11 protein-coding genes and 2 pseudogenes are annotated in these 16,357 nt (G+C 56.5%); 12 read left to right on the top strand and 1 reads right to left on the bottom strand.

Annotated elements, in window-relative coordinates; all coding sequences use genetic code 11:
* Positions 1–496 precede the first annotated feature (496 nt).
* From EN853_RS30990 to EN853_RS31050, 12 genes and pseudogenes are all read left to right on the top strand, one after another.
* Positions 497–1,750, top strand: a complete 1,254-nt coding sequence (locus EN853_RS30990) for a methylaspartate ammonia-lyase (RefSeq protein ID WP_127862805.1) — start codon at positions 497–499, stop codon at positions 1,748–1,750.
* A gap of 18 nt (positions 1,751–1,768) precedes the next feature.
* A complete protein-coding gene (locus EN853_RS30995; protein ID WP_127862799.1) occupies positions 1,769–2,920 on the top strand; it encodes a CaiB/BaiF CoA-transferase family protein in 1,152 nt (383 codons plus the stop codon).
* 134 nt (positions 2,921–3,054) lie between these two features.
* Positions 3,055–3,966, top strand: coding sequence for a CoA ester lyase (locus EN853_RS31000; RefSeq protein ID WP_127862798.1), 912 nt, complete (start codon positions 3,055–3,057; stop codon positions 3,964–3,966).
* A gap of 116 nt (positions 3,967–4,082) precedes the next feature.
* A complete protein-coding gene (locus tag EN853_RS31005; protein WP_127808946.1) occupies positions 4,083–5,009 on the top strand; it encodes a LysR family transcriptional regulator in 927 nt (308 codons plus the stop codon).
* Between the two features lie 194 nt (positions 5,010–5,203).
* A complete protein-coding gene (locus EN853_RS31010; RefSeq protein ID WP_127808947.1) occupies positions 5,204–6,637 on the top strand; it encodes an NAD-dependent succinate-semialdehyde dehydrogenase in 1,434 nt (477 codons plus the stop codon).
* Positions 6,638–6,664: 27 nt separating this feature from the next.
* A complete protein-coding gene (locus EN853_RS31015) occupies positions 6,665–8,188 on the top strand; it encodes a fumarate hydratase (protein ID WP_127862797.1) in 1,524 nt (507 codons plus the stop codon).
* A gap of 497 nt (positions 8,189–8,685) precedes the next feature.
* Positions 8,686–9,183 (top strand): Lrp/AsnC family transcriptional regulator, encoded by a 498-nt coding sequence (locus EN853_RS31020; RefSeq protein WP_063169306.1) that lies wholly within the window; start codon positions 8,686–8,688, stop codon positions 9,181–9,183.
* A gap of 1,388 nt (positions 9,184–10,571) precedes the next feature.
* On the top strand, positions 10,572–11,432 hold the full coding sequence (locus tag EN853_RS31030) for a DUF4231 domain-containing protein (RefSeq protein WP_127862796.1): 861 nt from the start codon (positions 10,572–10,574) through the stop codon (positions 11,430–11,432).
* 9 nt (positions 11,433–11,441) lie between these two features.
* Entirely contained in the window at positions 11,442–11,948 is a 507-nt protein-coding gene (locus EN853_RS31035) for a TIR domain-containing protein (protein WP_126080675.1), read from the top strand.
* A 477-nt stretch (positions 11,949–12,425) separates the two neighbouring features.
* Positions 12,426–12,845 (top strand): annotated as a pseudogene (locus EN853_RS31040) (IS66 family transposase); the annotation flags it as partial.
* A 190-nt stretch (positions 12,846–13,035) separates the two neighbouring features.
* Entirely contained in the window at positions 13,036–14,442 is a 1,407-nt protein-coding gene (locus EN853_RS31045; protein ID WP_063169303.1) for an aminotransferase, read from the top strand.
* A gap of 870 nt (positions 14,443–15,312) precedes the next feature.
* Positions 15,313–16,050, top strand: coding sequence for a LuxR family transcriptional regulator (locus EN853_RS31050; RefSeq protein WP_082826574.1), 738 nt, complete (start codon positions 15,313–15,315; stop codon positions 16,048–16,050).
* A gap of 175 nt (positions 16,051–16,225) precedes the next feature.
* On the opposite strand, the pseudogene EN853_RS31055 reads toward EN853_RS31050, so the two are convergent.
* Positions 16,226–16,357, bottom strand: a pseudogene (locus EN853_RS31055) (IS481 family transposase); the annotation flags it as partial.

Below are 16,357 nucleotides of genomic sequence, written 5' to 3' on the forward strand. Positions count from 1 at the left end.
ACGTTTGATCCGGATCCGCCCGGCGTCAGCAGGGGACATCTTGTTTGCGCTGAATTTGGCAGTGGTACGGTCAGCGCAGAGGCTCTGGCAGTCTATGAAGCTGGAGTCCGTAACGCACTCATTAATCGTCGAAGGAAAGTCGAGAATGTGTCTTTCCGTAAAAAGAGGTCGAGTCAGGCACTTGAGACGCTCAGTGTCTGACGAGCTCAGATCGCCTGCTCCGGGCATCTTCGAACCTCGCTGCTCAGTGTTGGATGAAGTGGAGCACGGAGGTGTAATAGGTGTCTTGATGCAATGGATTCGCTTTCTGCTGGGTCCATTGACATCCGTAGGCCCGGGCGGTCCATCGTCTTAGCCATACGATCGGGCGCGCATGTCGACCGCAATGAAGGGCTAGCGTTCGCTGCGCGGCCGATGAAGATCTAAAGTTGAGTGCAGACCAGCCAACGCCCACAGCGGCAAATTTGATTTCCTAGGAACGAATCGAGTGACTGAATTGCAGATCAAAGACGTCCTCCTCGCGCCGGGCACAGGCGCGTTCTTCTATGACGATCAAGCTGCCATTAGGTCCGGCGCAATCCAGGACGGTTTTGTCTATGTGGGCGAGCCCGTCACTCCCGACTTCAAATCCATTCGTGTTCCGGCATCTTCATTGAGCGTAGGGCTTGTGCTTGCGGACGATACCGTAGTCTGGGGCGACATGATGGGCGTCCAGTATTCTGGTGCTGGTGGACGCGATTCCTTGTTTGAAACTGCTCAAATCTCGGATTTGACGTCACGGGTAGTGGTGCCCCGGCTTCTCGATGTTAATGCGTCTTGTTACCTTCATTCCTGCGTGAAGGTTTTCGAGCCCTTCGGCCACAAGCGGCTACCTCTCGCGATCGAGTATGGGGTCAGCCAGGCGCTCCTCCGCGCAGCAGCCCATTTTCATCGCAAGACAATGGCGGAAATCATATGCGCCGAGTTTGATCTGCCGCTACCGACCTGCCGCATCCCGATCTACTGCCAGAGCGGAGATGCTCGGGAAACCAATGTCGATAAGATGATTTTGAAAGCCGTGGATGTGCTTCCCCACGGTCTGATCAATTCACGGCAGAAGTTCGGCGTCGACGGCCACACTTTCATGGATTTCGTGAAGTGGGTTGCAACGCGTACTCACGAAATCGGCCGCCAGGGGTATCATCCCGTGCTACATTTCGATGTCTATGGCTGGATCGGTCAGGAGATCGGCCTTCAACCGCAAAGCATCGCCGACTTTATCTGCAAGGTTGCCGATACCGTTCCGGGCTTCGCACTTAACATCGAGTCGCCGGCCGACTTTGGTTCCACGCAAGCTCAAATTGAGAACTACGCCAAGATCGTAGCGATTTTAGATGACCGGGGTTCCAGTGCTCGAATTGTCGTGGACGAAAGGTGCAACACGCTTGAGGATATCCGCCTCTTCGCCGAAGCGAAGGCCGCGCATCTCATTCAAATCAAGACGCCCGATGTCGGCTCATTGGCTGACACGGCACGTGCCGTGCTTCTGTGCAAGGAGAACAAGGTAGGCGCGTACGTTGGAGGGAGCTGTACCGAGACAGATCTCTCTGCCCAGACTTCTGTCCACATATCGGTGGCTACCCAAGCAGACATGATGCTCGCGAAGCCTGGAATGGGAGTCGACGAGGCATTCTCGATTGTAGGCAATGAACAGAACCGGTTGCTGGCGATGCTGAATCGCCGTCGGGCTCAAAACGAAATTGTTGGATGAATAGCGCGGTGTGTAGACATGCAGAACTGCCTTGAGGGGATCACCGTCGTTGCCGTGGAGCAGGCCGTGGCCGCGCCTTATGCATCGTCTCGCCTTGCGGACGCGGGGGCGCGGGTCATCAAGGTCGAAAGGCCCGAAGGGGATTTTGCGCGACACTATGACAAGTTGGTGCGGGGACAGAGCGCTTACTTCGTCTGGCTTAACCGGGGTAAGGAGTCTGTTTGTCTGGACCTGAGATCGGAGGCGGACCGCGCCGTCCTAGACGCGCTCATCGCCGCTGCTGATGTCTTTATCCAGAATTTGAAACCGGGCAGCATCGAAAAACTGGGATTTAGGTCTGCCGACCTCCGCCGACGCTTTCCGCGGCTGATCACCTGCGACATCTCCGGTTTCGGGGAGAAAGGGCCGTTTTCCCATTTGAAGGCCTATGATCTCATTGTTCAGGCCGAATCAGGTCTATGCGCGATCACCGGCACCCAAGAAGGGACCGCGCGAGTAGGGGTCTCTGTTTGCGATATCTCGGCGGGCATGACGGCACACAGCGCCATCCTTCAGGCCCTGTACCACCGCCAGGTCACCGGTGAAGGGACAAGTATTCAGGTGTCACTGTTCGATGCCGTCGCCGACTGGATGAATGTGCCCGTTCTGCAAAACGACTATAGCGGCTATCATACTTTTCGCGCGGGCGTGAGACACCCGTCATTGGTACCGTATGGCGCCTATCAGTGCGCCGACGGCAAAGACGTCATCTTTTCGGTTCAGAATGACCGCGAATGGGTAAATTTCTGCGAGAAATTCCTGAAGCAGCCGGAGCTTACACGCGCACCCGGTTTTGCCGATAATATGGAGCGACTTGGTCATCGTGCTCAGCTTGATGAGATCATTGGACGGCGGTTTTCTGAACTGTCCTGCCACGATGCAATGCACGAGCTCGAGGCGGCCGGTCTCGCGTACGGGCGCCTGAATGAAGTGGCTGATGTTTCAAGGCATCCTCACGTTCGCAGGGTTGAGGTGGGCACCCCTGAAGGAACTGTAGAGACCATAGCTCCGGCAGCAATCTTCAACTCTGAGCGCCTCTCGCTGCGCCCAGTTCCGGCTCTTGGTGCGCATACGGAGGCTGTCCGCGAGGAGGTTCGAGCAGGCTTGGGCGCAAGCGCCGTGTCAGCATGAGCGCGCCTATTGTCGGGCAAGGGACGCGATCCCGATTACAGAGTACTTACCAACTTCGGGTCCCTCCCAACGCCACAGCCGGCCAGCGAGTTCACTGACACCGCCCGCGCTAAAATGACCGCAGAGGCGACATTATGGATCACACCGTCCCGGCCCTTGAAAGCCCGATTTTTGTTCCCCGCTGGAGATCTCTGCTCTTCGTTCCCGCTCATGTTCCGCGCTTTGTGGAGGCGGCTCATGAGCGCGGGGCAGATGGCGTCATACTCGATCTCGAGGACTCCGTTCCCCAGGATCAAAAAGATGAATCACGGCGCCAGCTTTCTGCGTCCGTGGCAAAGGTGGGCGGCAGGGGCGCATATGTTTTAGTTCGCGTGAATCGCGGTTTGCGTGCCTTGGCGGCCGATCTCGATGCAGCCGTAGTGGCGGGTGTTGATGCACTTGTCCTTCCGAAGACGGATTCGGCAGCGTGGGTAATAGAGATCGCGAATGCGGTATCGGAACTTGAACGAGAAAGAAGCCTTGCGCTGGGTCGAATCAGGTTCCTTGCCCAGATCGAGACTCCGGCAGCATTGCAAAGTCTCTCAGCCATTGCGTCTGCGCATCCCAGGATGGTTGCAATGGCGCTGGGTCCTGAAGACTTCAGTGCCTCTGTTGGCGGTGCCCCGGAATTCGACCTTCTTTTGACACCGAATCTTTCCGTTCTGTTTGCGGCTCGCGCCGCTGGCTTGCTACCGCTTGGTTTCATAGGAACTATCAGCGAGTTCTCAGACAACGATAGACTTCGTGAGGCCGCGGCGCATGCGCGGCGGCTTGGCTTTACCGGAGCTTTGGCGATCCATCCAAACCAGGTTGCCATATTCAATGAGGCTTTCTCACCAAGCCCACAGGAACTCGAGTGGGCCCGTCGTGTCCTCGCGGCGCAAAAAGATGCGGCAGGGCAGGGCCGAGGCGCTTTCGCCTTCGAGGGAAAGATGGTCGATCCACCGGTGATCCGAAGGGCCCAAGAAATTGCTGCCGCGGGTCCGGACACCGACTTGGGCGTTTGAGTCTTCTGCGGCTGGTTTAGAGCAGACTTAGTGCGCCCTGGCACAATTATTGCTGTCGCGCCATCGCATTTCGAGATAGATTACATAAATTGGAGTTCGCCCTCGGAAGAGTACCCGTGGAAATTAGGCAGTTAAGATACTTCGTTGGCGTGGTCGAAGCAGGCAGTTTCACCAAGGCCGCTGGCTTTCTGAATGTCGCCCAGAGTGCGCTGAGTCTGCATGTGCGCCAATTGGAGGAAGGCTTCGGCACTCAGCTGCTGATACGCGACAGGACCGGCGTGAGCGTGACGGCGTCAGGAGCCAAACTGCTCGAGCGGGCGCGGGCAATTCTCAAAGAAATTCGACTTACCGAGGTGGAATTGACCAACACAGCCGCTTCCCCTGCCGGGGAGGTGACTATTGGCATTCCGTCTGGAGCTGCTCGCGTCCTGAGCGGTCCGCTGCTTGAGGCGGTGAGACACGAACTGCCCAAGGTGTCCCTCAAGATGGTCGAGGGTATGACGGGACCGCTAGAGGAATGGATGGCGGCTGGACGCTTCAATCTGGCGGTTCTGTACCGCACAGCAGACAGTGTGGGGCGAATGACGGTGCTAGCGCGCGAAGACCTTTGTCTGGTAGTTCCGTCCGGCGAGCCACCGTTTGAAGATGCGATATCTCTGGCCGACCTGCATGCATTCCCCCTGGCGGTTCCCATGCGCAACAACAATGTCAGGCGTTCGGTGGCTGATGTCGTTGCACAACACGGTTGCGCGCTGGACGTCAGGTTTGAAGTGGACTCCCTCTCAACGATCATCAACATGGTCGTAGAGGGAAAAGCGCATTCTATTCTCGCCCCGTCTGCGGTTCAGAAAGAAGCCTCCCAAGGGCTGGTCCGGACTGTCAAGATCGTCGATCCGGTGATTACTCGGTCCGTGGTGCTCGCTGTAAATCCCAAAGATGAGCGTTCTGCGGCCGTTTCTGCGGTCCGCAAGCTCATTCCGAAGGTCGCCAGAAAATTGATTGAAATCCGGGACTGGGCGGCGGTGGCGCCTGAGGCGACCTGACAAACTAACCTGTAAAGCTGGGCATGATCTTTTGCGGCCATTAGGACCAGCCGATCTGGATTCCAGATGGATTTCGGCAATATTCGATATTTGACCCGCCGCGACCATCGCGATGAAACTGGCTCAAGCGAGTTCAGCAGTTTCGATATCGAAACTGCGCTCGTATGCAAGAATTCAGTCAAGTGGAGCCCGCGATGTCCGACGCCAAGAGTTACGAGCTCTTCATTAATGGCAAATGGCGAGCCGGTGGTAGCCGAGCCACTTTGCCGGTGATCAACCCGGCGACGGAGAAGGTATTTGCCTCAGTGGCCTCGGCTACGGTTTCAGACTTGGATGAAGCTCTTGCTTCGGCAGAACGCAGCCGCAAGGCGTGGTCCTCACGACCCGCCAAAGAGCGTGGCGAGATACTCGTCTCTGCCGCCAGCATTCTGGCAGAGAAAGCTGGCGCCGCAGCCAGGGACCTGTCGTCCGAACAGGGAAAGACGATTGCCGAAGCAACAGGAGAGTACGCGCGCGCAGTCGAAACGCTGGAATGGAATGGACGGCATGCCGATGAGTTGTCGACCCCGATTCCGTTGGGTCCGAACAGGATGATCGTCCCGGAGGCCCTCGGTGTCGTCGCTGCCTTTACGCCGTGGAACTATCCAGCCGTTCTCATCGCCCGCAAGCTCGGCCCCGCGCTGGCGGCAGGCTGCCCGGTGATCCTCAAAGGGGCCGAAGAGACGCCAAGCGTGGCTGTCCATATCGTGGAATCTTTGCGTCAAGCAGGGATACCGGAAGGCGTGGTCAACCTGGTGTTCGGTGTTCCTGTGCATATATCACGGCATCTGCTCAGTTCGCCAATTGTCAAAGTCTTGACGTTCACGGGGTCGACCGCTGTTGGGAAACAGCTGGCCACACTGGCCGCGAATAATCTGCAGCGCTGCATCCTTGAGCTCGGTGGACATTCCCCGGTTATTGTGTGCGAAGATGCCGACCTGGCAACGGCGATACCGGCTATTTCGGAATACAAATTCGAGTGCGCGGGCCAGAGTTGTAATGCGCCCAGCAGGATTCTTGTCGCCCGATCCCGCTATGAGGAATTCCTGTTCCGGATGACGGAGGCGGTCCGAAAAATCAGGATCGGTCCACCGGATGACCCTGCAACGCAGATGGGTCCCATGGCAAACGCGCGGCGAATCGAGGCCATGCAACGCCTGACCAAAGATGCGGTAGAGGGCGGCGCCCAAATCGAGACCGGTGGCATCCCCCTTGACCGACCGGGGTTTTACTGGCCGCCAACCATCCTGACTGGCGTACCGAAGGAAGCGAGAGTGCTTCATGAAGAGCCGTTCGGACCAATTCTCACCGTGGCTCCTTTCGATACGATCGAAGAGGCGATCGATGAAGCCAACGCCACGGAGTACGGTCTGGCCGCCTACTTGTTTACTGGCGCGGCCGATACGCAACAGAGGCTTGTGGGCGGTCTTTCTGCGGGCGCTGTTAGTGTGAATTACCTGAAAGGGGTTTCCGCTGATGCCCCTTATGGAGGAGTCAAGCAAAGCGGCTATGGATATGAAGGCGGCGAGCAGGGGGTGCGAAGCTTCCAGATTCTGAAAATGGTCAATGGCCTCGGTTCATTTGGATAAAATCCGGTGGGAAACAGAACACGGACCATGGCCGGTAGCGACATCACAAGGAGCGTCGCCGACGCCCTTCAGTACATCTCGTACTATCATCCTCCAGATTATATCCGGTCTCTTTCTCACGCATACACGCGAGAACAGAGCCCGTCGGCGAAGAATGCCATAGGTCAGATTCTGCTGAACTCCCGCATGGCGGCCTTTGGGCGGCGCCCGATTTGTCAGGACACCGGACTTGTGGTTGTCTTCGCAAAGGTCGGCATGGATGCCCGCATTAAGTCAACAGCCAGTTTCGCGGATCTTGTGAATGAGGGCGTACGTCAAGCCTATCTCGATCCGGACAATCCCCTTCGGGGATCGATCGTTGCGGATCCCCTCGCTAGACGGGTCAACACCCGCGACAACACACCGGCAGTTGTCCATGTCGACCTGGTGCAAGGTAACCAGATTGAGATCACCATCGCCGCGAAAGGCGGCGGGTCGGAGAACAAGGCACGTTTTACCACTCTCAATCCCAGCGCCTCCGTTTCCGACTGGGTGGTGAATACCGTTTCGACCCTTGGCAGCGGGTGGTGTCCACCTGGACTGATCTCTGTCGGCATCGGTGGTAGCGCTGAAAAGGCGATGCTGCTGGCCAAGGAGGCCATGAACGAGCCCATAGATATGGCGGAACTGATCGCAAGGGGGGCGTCAAGCGCAGAAGAGGGGCTGCGGATTGAGCTTTATGAGCGGATCAACGCGCTTGGTATCGGCGCCCAAGGCCTTGGTGGTCTGACGACAGTCGTTGACGTCAAGGTTGCGACCTATCCTACTCATGCAGCGTCCAAGCCTGTGGCGCTCATCCCGCAATGCGCCGCCAACCGGCACCTGAAGTTTACTTTGGACGGCTCTGGACCCATCAGCCTCCAGCCGCCCGATTTGCGCGAATGGCCCGACATCGGAGCCGACGAATTGAACCCAGCCGGCGTCCGGCGGGTCAATTTAGATACGCTTACGAAGGAAGAGACGGCATCGTGGCGCTGCGGTGAAACGCTCCTGCTTTCTGGAAAGATGCTGACGGGCCGTGACGCTGCCCACAAACGAATGGTCGAACTGATTGATGCCGGCAAGCCGCTCCCAGTCGATCTGAGGGGCCGCGTGATCTACTACGTCGGTCCCGTCCGGGCAGTGAGGAATGAAGTCGTTGGACCCGCCGGTCCAACAACCTCCAGCCGCTTGGACGATTTTACGGACAAGGTGCTCGCCGAAACCGGCCTTTTCGCGATGGTGGGCAAAGCGGAGAGGGGACCGGCGGCCATCGCGTCGATTGTAAGACACAGAACGCCATACCTTGCTGCAGTGGGTGGCGCTGCGTACCTGATTTCAAAGTCGATTAAGGCGGCGCGGATTGTCGCCTTTGAAGACCTGGGCATGGAAGCCATCTATGAATTCGATGTGCAGGACATGCCCGTCGTCATGGCTGTCGATGTTGAGGGAAACTCCATTCACAATTCCGGGCCTCTTGAGTGGCGTAAGCGTATGGCGGCCGACAGCATCGCACGCAACATCGGTGTTTGAGTCTTTCCGGTTGGGCGATTTCGGCCAGACCCGAGCGCCAAATTATCGGGCAAGCCATAAGACGAGGGGCATTTGCGGTGCCCTGCGCCTCCGCGAGCCGGCCAAGCAAGGCCTTCAATTCACCCTAATAGTTGAATGTGCGAGTGAATACTGCATTGAGTATGCCGTCCATGCGATCGAGGGTCGAATGCAGTCGCGCGTCTATCAAGTACGGCAGCGAGATTCAAGAAAATCGGTTATCTATTTATCATGGTCTCCGCCGCCGCCGACTATTCTCTCCAGCTGCACCATTGCCCCGTTGGGCGTTGGGGCGATAGCCAAATTACTTCTGCAGCTTTTCTCAGCGGATCGCTCACCCTCAGCTGATTTTCTTACCCATTCTAGCACATCTCGGGCCTGGAACGGATGCCTTCCACTACTACATTCGGTCGTTTCTATTGATAATAGATTGATCGGCACACGGCGCGCTGTCGATCGCTGCTTGAGAGCAACAGGTTATGAAATCGAAACCCGATCCCGTGCAACTCGACAGTTGGGACCTGCGGATCCTCTCCGAAATTCAGGCAGACGGTCGGATTTCAAAAAGTGAGCTTGCAAAACGAGTTCATCTTTCGGCGTCCGCCTGTTCGGAGCGGCTCCGAGCACTCAAGGCCGCGGGGATTATTGAGGGATTTTATGCGCGGCTGAGTCCTGCCCTCATCGGCGGCATGATCTTTGTGATGGTGGAGGTCGTGCTGGATCGTCATCGTCTTGAGGACCAACGACACTTCGAAACTGCTATCCAAGACATTCCGGAAATCCTGGACTGCTGGGCAATTGGGGGGCGCGTGGATTATCTGATGCGGGTCGCATCTCGTTCTATGGCCGCCTATCAGGATTTCATGGAGGGACTGCTGCAGGCGGGCTTGGGGATTGATCAATACTATAGCCTTGTCGTCACGAAACCAGTGAAGTCCAATTCACCGATACCTTTGTCCGCCCTGAGGCAACGGTAAACCCAAAAGCTAAGTTTCAACGGCGTTTGGCACGGATCCCGTAGATTCGTCGGCAAAAGGCACCCATTCCGACGAAACTCAAGGGACATTTGCGGTATACTAATTGCTGGAAAAAGGTGGCCGAGCGCTATCCGCCAGTTGATCGCGAGCAAGGACGATGCGCTTGAGCAATCTGGAACCGATCTATTCCAGGAGAGGATCGAAGCAGCCATCGGACGCACTTGGCCAGCACGGTTGCGGCGAGAGCCAAACCGATCGTGCCTGGTCGATATCTACGATGCGAAGTGCCGAAAAATGCCTCTACCGCTACCTCAAGGGGGGCTTTCGCCCTGGATCAGTGGCGATTGAGCTTAGTCGCGGTCAGCGCATCCGTGTAGGGGGCGAAATCTACAGCGAGGGTTTGGCAAGCCGACGGGTAGCGGGAGTGCAAGCTGGCCCGCTCGGCCTTGGCGACCAACCCGGCCCTCGACGCCTGCGGACATTCGGAGATCGCTCCATCGCGTTTTTACGTCGTAAGTTCGTTGCTGATCGAGATTAGGAGATCGTCTGTCCTGTTTGACATTGCTGGTCTCCGCAGCCTTCTAAGCGAGGAGCATGGCTGTGCCGGGGTCGCGTAAGTGGGTGACAAGGCCGGTCACTCCTGCCGGCCGACGTGGTCTTTGAGAAGGTGGAGGTTGCGCTCCGGCTGGAGAGCATGGTGCCAGTTTTCACAAGACAAGGGTCGCTTAATCGAATGGGCGTCAAGTTCATAGATTGCGAACAGATCATGGGGGGATTTGAATAGTGCTACTGACCGAGGCAGAGCTGAAAAGAGTTGCGAATGCCAGTCGAGGACATAGAGCCGCATCGATCGTTCTAAAGGAAGAGACGGCCGCAGCTACAGCCAGATCGTCATTCGACGTTTTTCTGTCACATTCTTTCAAGGACGCAGAGATCGTTCTCGGTGTGAAGCGAATTTTCGAGGAGCTTGGGTTCACTGCTTACGTAGATTGGGTCGAAGATTCACAACTGGACCGCACAAAAGTCTCCTCGGCCACCGCCGAGTTGCTGCGGACCCGTATGAGGCAGTCAAAGACGCTTATCTATGTGCATTCAAACAATTCTCCAGGATCCAGATGGATGCCTTGGGAGCTTGGCTTTTTCGATGGGTTTCGGACCGCGGTAGCGGTTCTGCCCGTGGCAAAAAATTCTTCGGAAACATTCTCCGGGCAAGAATTTTTGGGCCTATACCCTTACATTGATGGGACAGGACCTGCATTCCTGTTTATGAACAGAGGGACCGCGCCTCGCTCAAGAATAGGCTCTGTAAGCTCGACTGCTAACCTCACGTTTGCCAAATCCTGGCTTAAAGAATTTACCGCCACAAAATAGACTGGTGTGCTTCAAAAATGAAATATCCTGGACTCTATAATAGCGCCGACGTGGCATCCAACGAGCAGCAGGCGACGTTTCTCCGCCTGATCCGGGCAGAGTACGTTCTTCTTTTTTTAGCGTCGGTGCTCTCTTTGGACTTGTCGCCATCAAAAGCCTATTTCGGTGTCTATGCTGCGGTATTTCTTTGCTCAATGGGAGTCCTCATTTTCCGGTCGGTCACAAAGCCCGAGCAGGTCTGGTATCAGGCTCGAGCTCTGGCAGAGTCGGTGAAGACATTGACTTGGCGCTTCGCGATGCGAGCACAGCCGTTCGATGACGCGCGCGCCGCTGACGCCAGAGCTGATTTTCGAAAGCTCATGGAAGGTATCCTTGATAGCAATCGTCACCTTGGTAGCGCGTTGAGCGGCACCGATTCAGCATCCCCCCAAACAACCGACCAGATGATGTCGATAAGGGACTCCCCGCTAAAAGAAAGAAAAGACCTATATCTGCAGAGACGAATCTGCGACCAACGGATGTGGTACGAGAAGAAGGCGCGCTCGAACAAGAGGTCCGCGAAAGTCTGGATGGGCCTTGGTATTTTTGCATACGCTCTGGGATTCTCGTTCATCGTAGTACGCATCGCTGACCCCGCGATGCCAGGCTGGCCGACCGAGCCGCTAATTGTCATCGCCGCCTCGCTTATCGGGTGGACCCAGATCAAGAAATTTAACGAATTGGCATCGGCTTACACGTTGACAGCTCACGAGATCGGCTTGACTGCCGACCTTATTACGGACGCCAACTCGGATGAGGCATTCTCCGCCGCGGTGAACGAAGCCGAACTGGCTTTCTCACGGGAGCACACCCAGTGGGTTGCTCGTCAAAACAACTAAGAGACAACAATGGCATACAGCGATCCGACCTATGTAATATTTGACGGCGATGAAGACGCTTGGGCATACCGCTTTATGAAAGGGTGGAATGCCAGCGAGAATGTGAGTTTTGAATTCGCGAACGCTCACGATCTGGACAATATGACGAGCCGAGCACAGGACGAAGATTATGTTAAACGCAATCTTCGCAACAGAATGAATGGATCGAGCCAGGTGCTTGTCCTGATCGGTGAGAAAACGAAAAACCTTTTTCGCTTCGTGCGCTGGGAAATGGAATTGGCCCTTGATCTAGGTCTGCCGATAATCGCAGCAAACCTTAATGGCTCGCGGCAACAAGATGCGAGCTGTCCGCCTATCATCAGGGACAAATGTGTTGTGCACGTGCCGTTCAAGATGAAGGCCATCAAGCACGCGCTAGCCAATTGGCCGAGCGAATTTCATCGGCTTTCAAACGCTCAGCGTGGCGATGGCGCCAGGAGCTATGGCGAAAGCACCTATCGCGATCTCGGCTTATAATCGCCCACCTAAAAGCACTTAGCCGCCAAAACATCCTCGCCATCCGCTGGCGGCGACTAGCCTTAGCAACGTCCGCCAGCCTGTTCCGAGCTTGCCGAGCGATGATAAGAAGACGTCCGATTTGCTGAGTTTGGCTGAAAGCTGCAGGTCATCTGCAACCTATTAGAGGAGCCCCGCTCGAAGCGTCGGATCGTCAGGCAAGATCACGTCGCGCGAGGGCGCTGGTTTAGCGAGGAAAAGGAGCGGCTGTTCGACGTTTGAGGCTTGATCCAGCGTTTCGAGACTGCACGAGCGGCCAGCATTGATGGAGGCAGCTTTTCAGGCCGCGCAATTCTGTCGGCTGCCCCCTCCTGCAAGCCGCAGCTCGGCTCGCCCTGCGCAGCAACCACGAATTTGCGATCGCAAGAAAGGCAACACGCTGACGATAGAACTTGGCGGCGCTGGTCGGCTGCGAATCAAGATGTCGATGGCAAGGAGCTCTCGCCGCGCGTCTTTGCCGGGCCGAACCTTCTGGTTATGCTCCTTCGAGAAGTCTGCCGAGCACCAGCCGCCGCACCGCCAAAGCGATCAATATGCGCGAGGGCACGACCTCAGCCTCTCAGCGCTGGCCAACCAGGTTGGACCTGTACCGGCACGGAACCCGGCTGCCTGCTGATCGAGGCGAATGTGCTTTGCCCCTGATCACCTGCATTACCACCCTTGGGAAGGGCAAGACCGATCCGGACCGTCAGAATGTAAGGGATGACCGGCAGTTCGGCGGAACATGGCCGCCGGCGCTCTATCGTGCCGCGCGCGGCCGGCGGGAACAGCGTCCCGAGCGCTATTCATCCTTCAATATCGCCCGCTAATCGGGCACTATGCTGGGCGCATGCGCGTCGTAAGCTGTTCGTGTTTGCAGGACGCGCCCCCGACCCTCGGCTAAGGCGAAGGTGACGCCTTAGTTTTCACGGCAATTCGGGCCGATCCCGCGAATTCCACGGCGAATAACCTGCATTCCCGAGAAACTCAAGGGACGTTTCCGGTATGCTATTTGCTAAACAGGTGGCTGGCCGAGTGCCCTCCGCCAATTTATCGCGAGGAGAGGGACATGCGCTTGAGCAATCTGGGAACCGAGCAACTCCGGGAGAAGGATAGAAGCTTCGTCTTCCATCCTTCTACGCATTTGGCCAAGCACAGCCGAGGCGAAACGCCAAATAGGATTATGGCCGGTGCGGAAGGCGTCTATATCTGGGACACCGAAGGCCGAAGGAGCCTCGACGGTTTCGGAGGACTCTACTGCGTCAACATGGGATATGGATGCACGGAGATCGCCGAGGCCATTGCCAGGCAAGCACACGAATTGCCGTTCGCGCACGTCTATGCCAGCCAAGGTACGGAGCCGGTCGCCCTGTTGGCAGAGGCCGTGGTCGAGTATTTCGGTCAGAACATGCGAAGGGTCTATTTCGGCCTCTCCGGTTCCGATGCCAACGAAACCAACATCAAGCTGGTCTGGTACTATAATAACATTCTTGGCCGGCCCGAAAAGAAAAAGATCATCTCGCGAAATCGCGGCTATCACGGGTCTGGATTGGTCACGGGTAGCCTAACTGGCCTTCCCTTCTTTCACAATTTCTTCGACCTGCCTCTGGATTTGGTGCGCCATACAACCACGCCGCACTATTACCGCCAGGCGCGTGTCGAGGAGAGCGAGGAAGCGTTCTCCCGGCGCTGTGCCGATGAGCTTGAAGCCTTGATCCTGGCCGAAGGACCGGAAACGGTTGCAGCTTTTATCGGAGAGCCGGTACTTGGGACAGGAGGTATTGTGCCGCCCCCCAAAGGGTACTGGACGTCCATTCAAGCGGTGCTCGACAAATACGATATCCTTCTAATCGCGGATGAAGTGGTCTGTGGCTTCGCGCGAACCGGCGAGAAGTTCGGTTCCCACCTGTATAACATGCGTCCGGATTTCGTGACCATCGCAAAGGGTTTGAGTTCCGCCTACCTCCCCATCTCCGGGTCAATCATTGGCGACCGTGTCTGGTCGGTTTTGGAACAAGGAACTGAGAAGCACGGCGCACTCGGCCACGGCTGGACATATTCGGGGCACACGCTTTGTGCCGCAGCCGCGCTCGCCAATATTCGACTGCTTAAAGAAAAAAATATTCTGGAGCATGTCCGCGATGTTGGACCGTATTGGCAAGACCGGATGAAGGCCGAGCTGGCGGGACATCCCATCGTTGGTGAAGTTCGCGGAGTGGGTATCCTGTCGGCCGTGGAGATGATGCGGGACCCAAAACAAAGGATACCATTCGAACCCGACCTTCAGGTCGGGGTGCGCACTGCAGCTGCTCTGTTTGAGAATGGCGTCATCGGACGGGCCATGCCGCATGGCGACATCCTCGGTTATGCCCCCCCCCTGATCATTACCCGAAAAGAGATCGACATCATTGTCGACGCGACGGTAAAGTCGGTCGATACCACCTATCGCGCGCTGAAGGCCGAGGGTGCCGTATGATTTTGCGATCGCGAAGGAGCGAGTCCGGAGGCAGGCATGTCCCTGCGCGCTACTGCGCCGAGCAGACCCAAAACTGTTGAATTCCAGATATCTGATCTTGAGCATGCTCCGGGCTATTTCAGTCACGATTTGTAACCGAATCAGTTCTGCCGCCGCTGTCCTGTTGCCCAACGACCAGGACCTCTGTGCGGCGCGCCCTGCGGGTGTACCTCCCCGCCGGCAGGGCGCCCTTTTTGACCCACGTAATCAGTATCATTATGGCCCGTGCGGGATCGAGGGTCTGGTAAAGGTCATCTGCACGTTCCGATGCAGATTGAGCTTAGACGTGCCCTTTACATCATTGCAGCGGGCCATAATCATTGCGGTGAATTTTATCACGTCAGGTATATAGAAGGACGATACTCACACGCCACCCCGTTCACAAGGAAAGGCATTTTAATATTGTTGAGACGATTTGCCTATCAAAGAAAAGAAAGCATCGCAACACTTCTTTGCGGATCACGGCGCCCCGGGTGGGGGATGAGCGGCTATCCGAATTGTTATGCTAATGCCGACCCAAATTCCTGCAAAAGCTGGGGTCAATGATGGCTTTTGGTCAGCGCAGGATGATTTCTCCTGATTTGGTCGGTGCAGGGGCGGTCATGATTTAATGCATGGAGATTCTCTGATTGAGCTGTTGAGATCATGAGGCGTCTGCCAGACGCCCATCGGGTGAGCCCAGCATGATTGGGATGACCGACGAAGATCGAAAGTGTGGCAGCATTCTGGAGCCCGGTCAGCCCAGCGACGCCCGCGAATTCAATCACGTTTGTCGGGACATACACGACGCAGCCGGAAGGCGTGCAGAAAGAGGAAGAATCGAGCGCGACGATGACGAGGCACATGCCACTTGTTTTCGAGACATTCCTTGAAAGACTGTCACAGAGTATCGATGAGGCAGATTTCCGGGATGCCATGGCTGAGGCGGCCGGACGACTTGACCTAATCTTCTTTGCCTACCTCTCCTTGCCAGCACGGCCTTCCGGCAAACCGAGGTTAATTTCAAACTATCCACCCCGCTGGACCAGACAGTATCTGGAAAATCAGTATGAGAAACTCGATCCTGTGGTCTTGCGTGCTCGAAATGGCGGCTGCCCGTTTCACTGGGGATCGAATTTGGGAGGCGATAAAATGTCGCCGGCTCAACAGCAGCTATTCGATGAGGCGGCTCAATTCAGCATCTGCTGCGGTTTGACGATCCCAATTGTCGATCTCCGCGGCCGCATCGCTGCGGTTACTTTTGCCGCCGATGAGCCTCGTCCAGTATTTCTTCGGGTCGCTGAGCGGTACGAACAAGCTCTTCAACTGATGGCGGCCTGCTTTCATCGTTGCGTTCGCCGCAAATTGCCGAGCGATCGAACAGTGGATGGGGTTTCGCTGACATCCCGCGAATATGAGTGCCTGAGGTGGGCAGCGCGGGGTAATTCAGCCTGGGTGACCGGCCGCATCTTGGGTATCAAGCCACGCACGATCGCTTTTCATTTGGACAATGCCAAGAAGAAGCTAGGCGTGCGAACCCAAAATCAGGCTATAGCCCTTTTGGGGTCCGAAGGGTCCTCAATTGTCTGAGAAGCTTTTTGATCCCCTTGTGCTCGGGCCATTCGATCGCGCGCTTTGTATCGAGCGTTGACTGGATGCCGAGATCTTCTGTTCCGCCGGCTCGGGCGATGCAGCCGTATTCTTCCAGTCCGCGCCGGTGATCATAGTCTATGGGTGCTCGAGCGGGTGTGTCGTCGCTGACGAGCTAGTTGTGGAGCCTCAACAGGTTGTCCTCGGTTAGAGCGAGGCGACTGATAGGTGTTTTGGACTTTAGGCTCCCGTGGGGACGGTGCCAATTGTATCTGTGCAGCCAGACCGGCAACTCTGCGGCGCGGTG

The sequence above is a fragment of the Mesorhizobium sp. M1C.F.Ca.ET.210.01.1.1 genome, from assembly GCF_004791585.1.
Taxonomy (GTDB): Bacteria; Pseudomonadota; Alphaproteobacteria; order Rhizobiales; family Rhizobiaceae; genus Mesorhizobium.

What these genes read in the sequence shown, in the direction of transcription:
- EN853_RS31010 (WP_127808947.1), top strand. Translation starts at nt 5,204, where the DNA reads ATGTCCGACGCCAAGAGTTACGAGCTCTTCATTAATGGCAAATGGCGA.
- EN853_RS31035 (WP_126080675.1), top strand. Translation starts at nt 11,442, where the DNA reads ATGGCATACAGCGATCCGACCTATGTAATATTTGACGGCGATGAAGAC.
- EN853_RS31000 (WP_127862798.1), top strand. Translation starts at nt 3,055, where the DNA reads ATGGATCACACCGTCCCGGCCCTTGAAAGCCCGATTTTTGTTCCCCGC.
- EN853_RS31030 (WP_127862796.1), top strand. Translation starts at nt 10,572, where the DNA reads ATGAAATATCCTGGACTCTATAATAGCGCCGACGTGGCATCCAACGAG.
- EN853_RS31015 (WP_127862797.1), top strand. Translation starts at nt 6,665, where the DNA reads ATGGCCGGTAGCGACATCACAAGGAGCGTCGCCGACGCCCTTCAGTAC.
- EN853_RS31045 (WP_063169303.1), top strand. Translation starts at nt 13,036, where the DNA reads ATGCGCTTGAGCAATCTGGGAACCGAGCAACTCCGGGAGAAGGATAGA.
- EN853_RS31050 (WP_082826574.1), top strand. Translation starts at nt 15,313, where the DNA reads ATGACGAGGCACATGCCACTTGTTTTCGAGACATTCCTTGAAAGACTG.
- EN853_RS31020 (WP_063169306.1), top strand. Translation starts at nt 8,686, where the DNA reads ATGAAATCGAAACCCGATCCCGTGCAACTCGACAGTTGGGACCTGCGG.
- EN853_RS30995 (WP_127862799.1), top strand. Translation starts at nt 1,769, where the DNA reads ATGCAGAACTGCCTTGAGGGGATCACCGTCGTTGCCGTGGAGCAGGCC.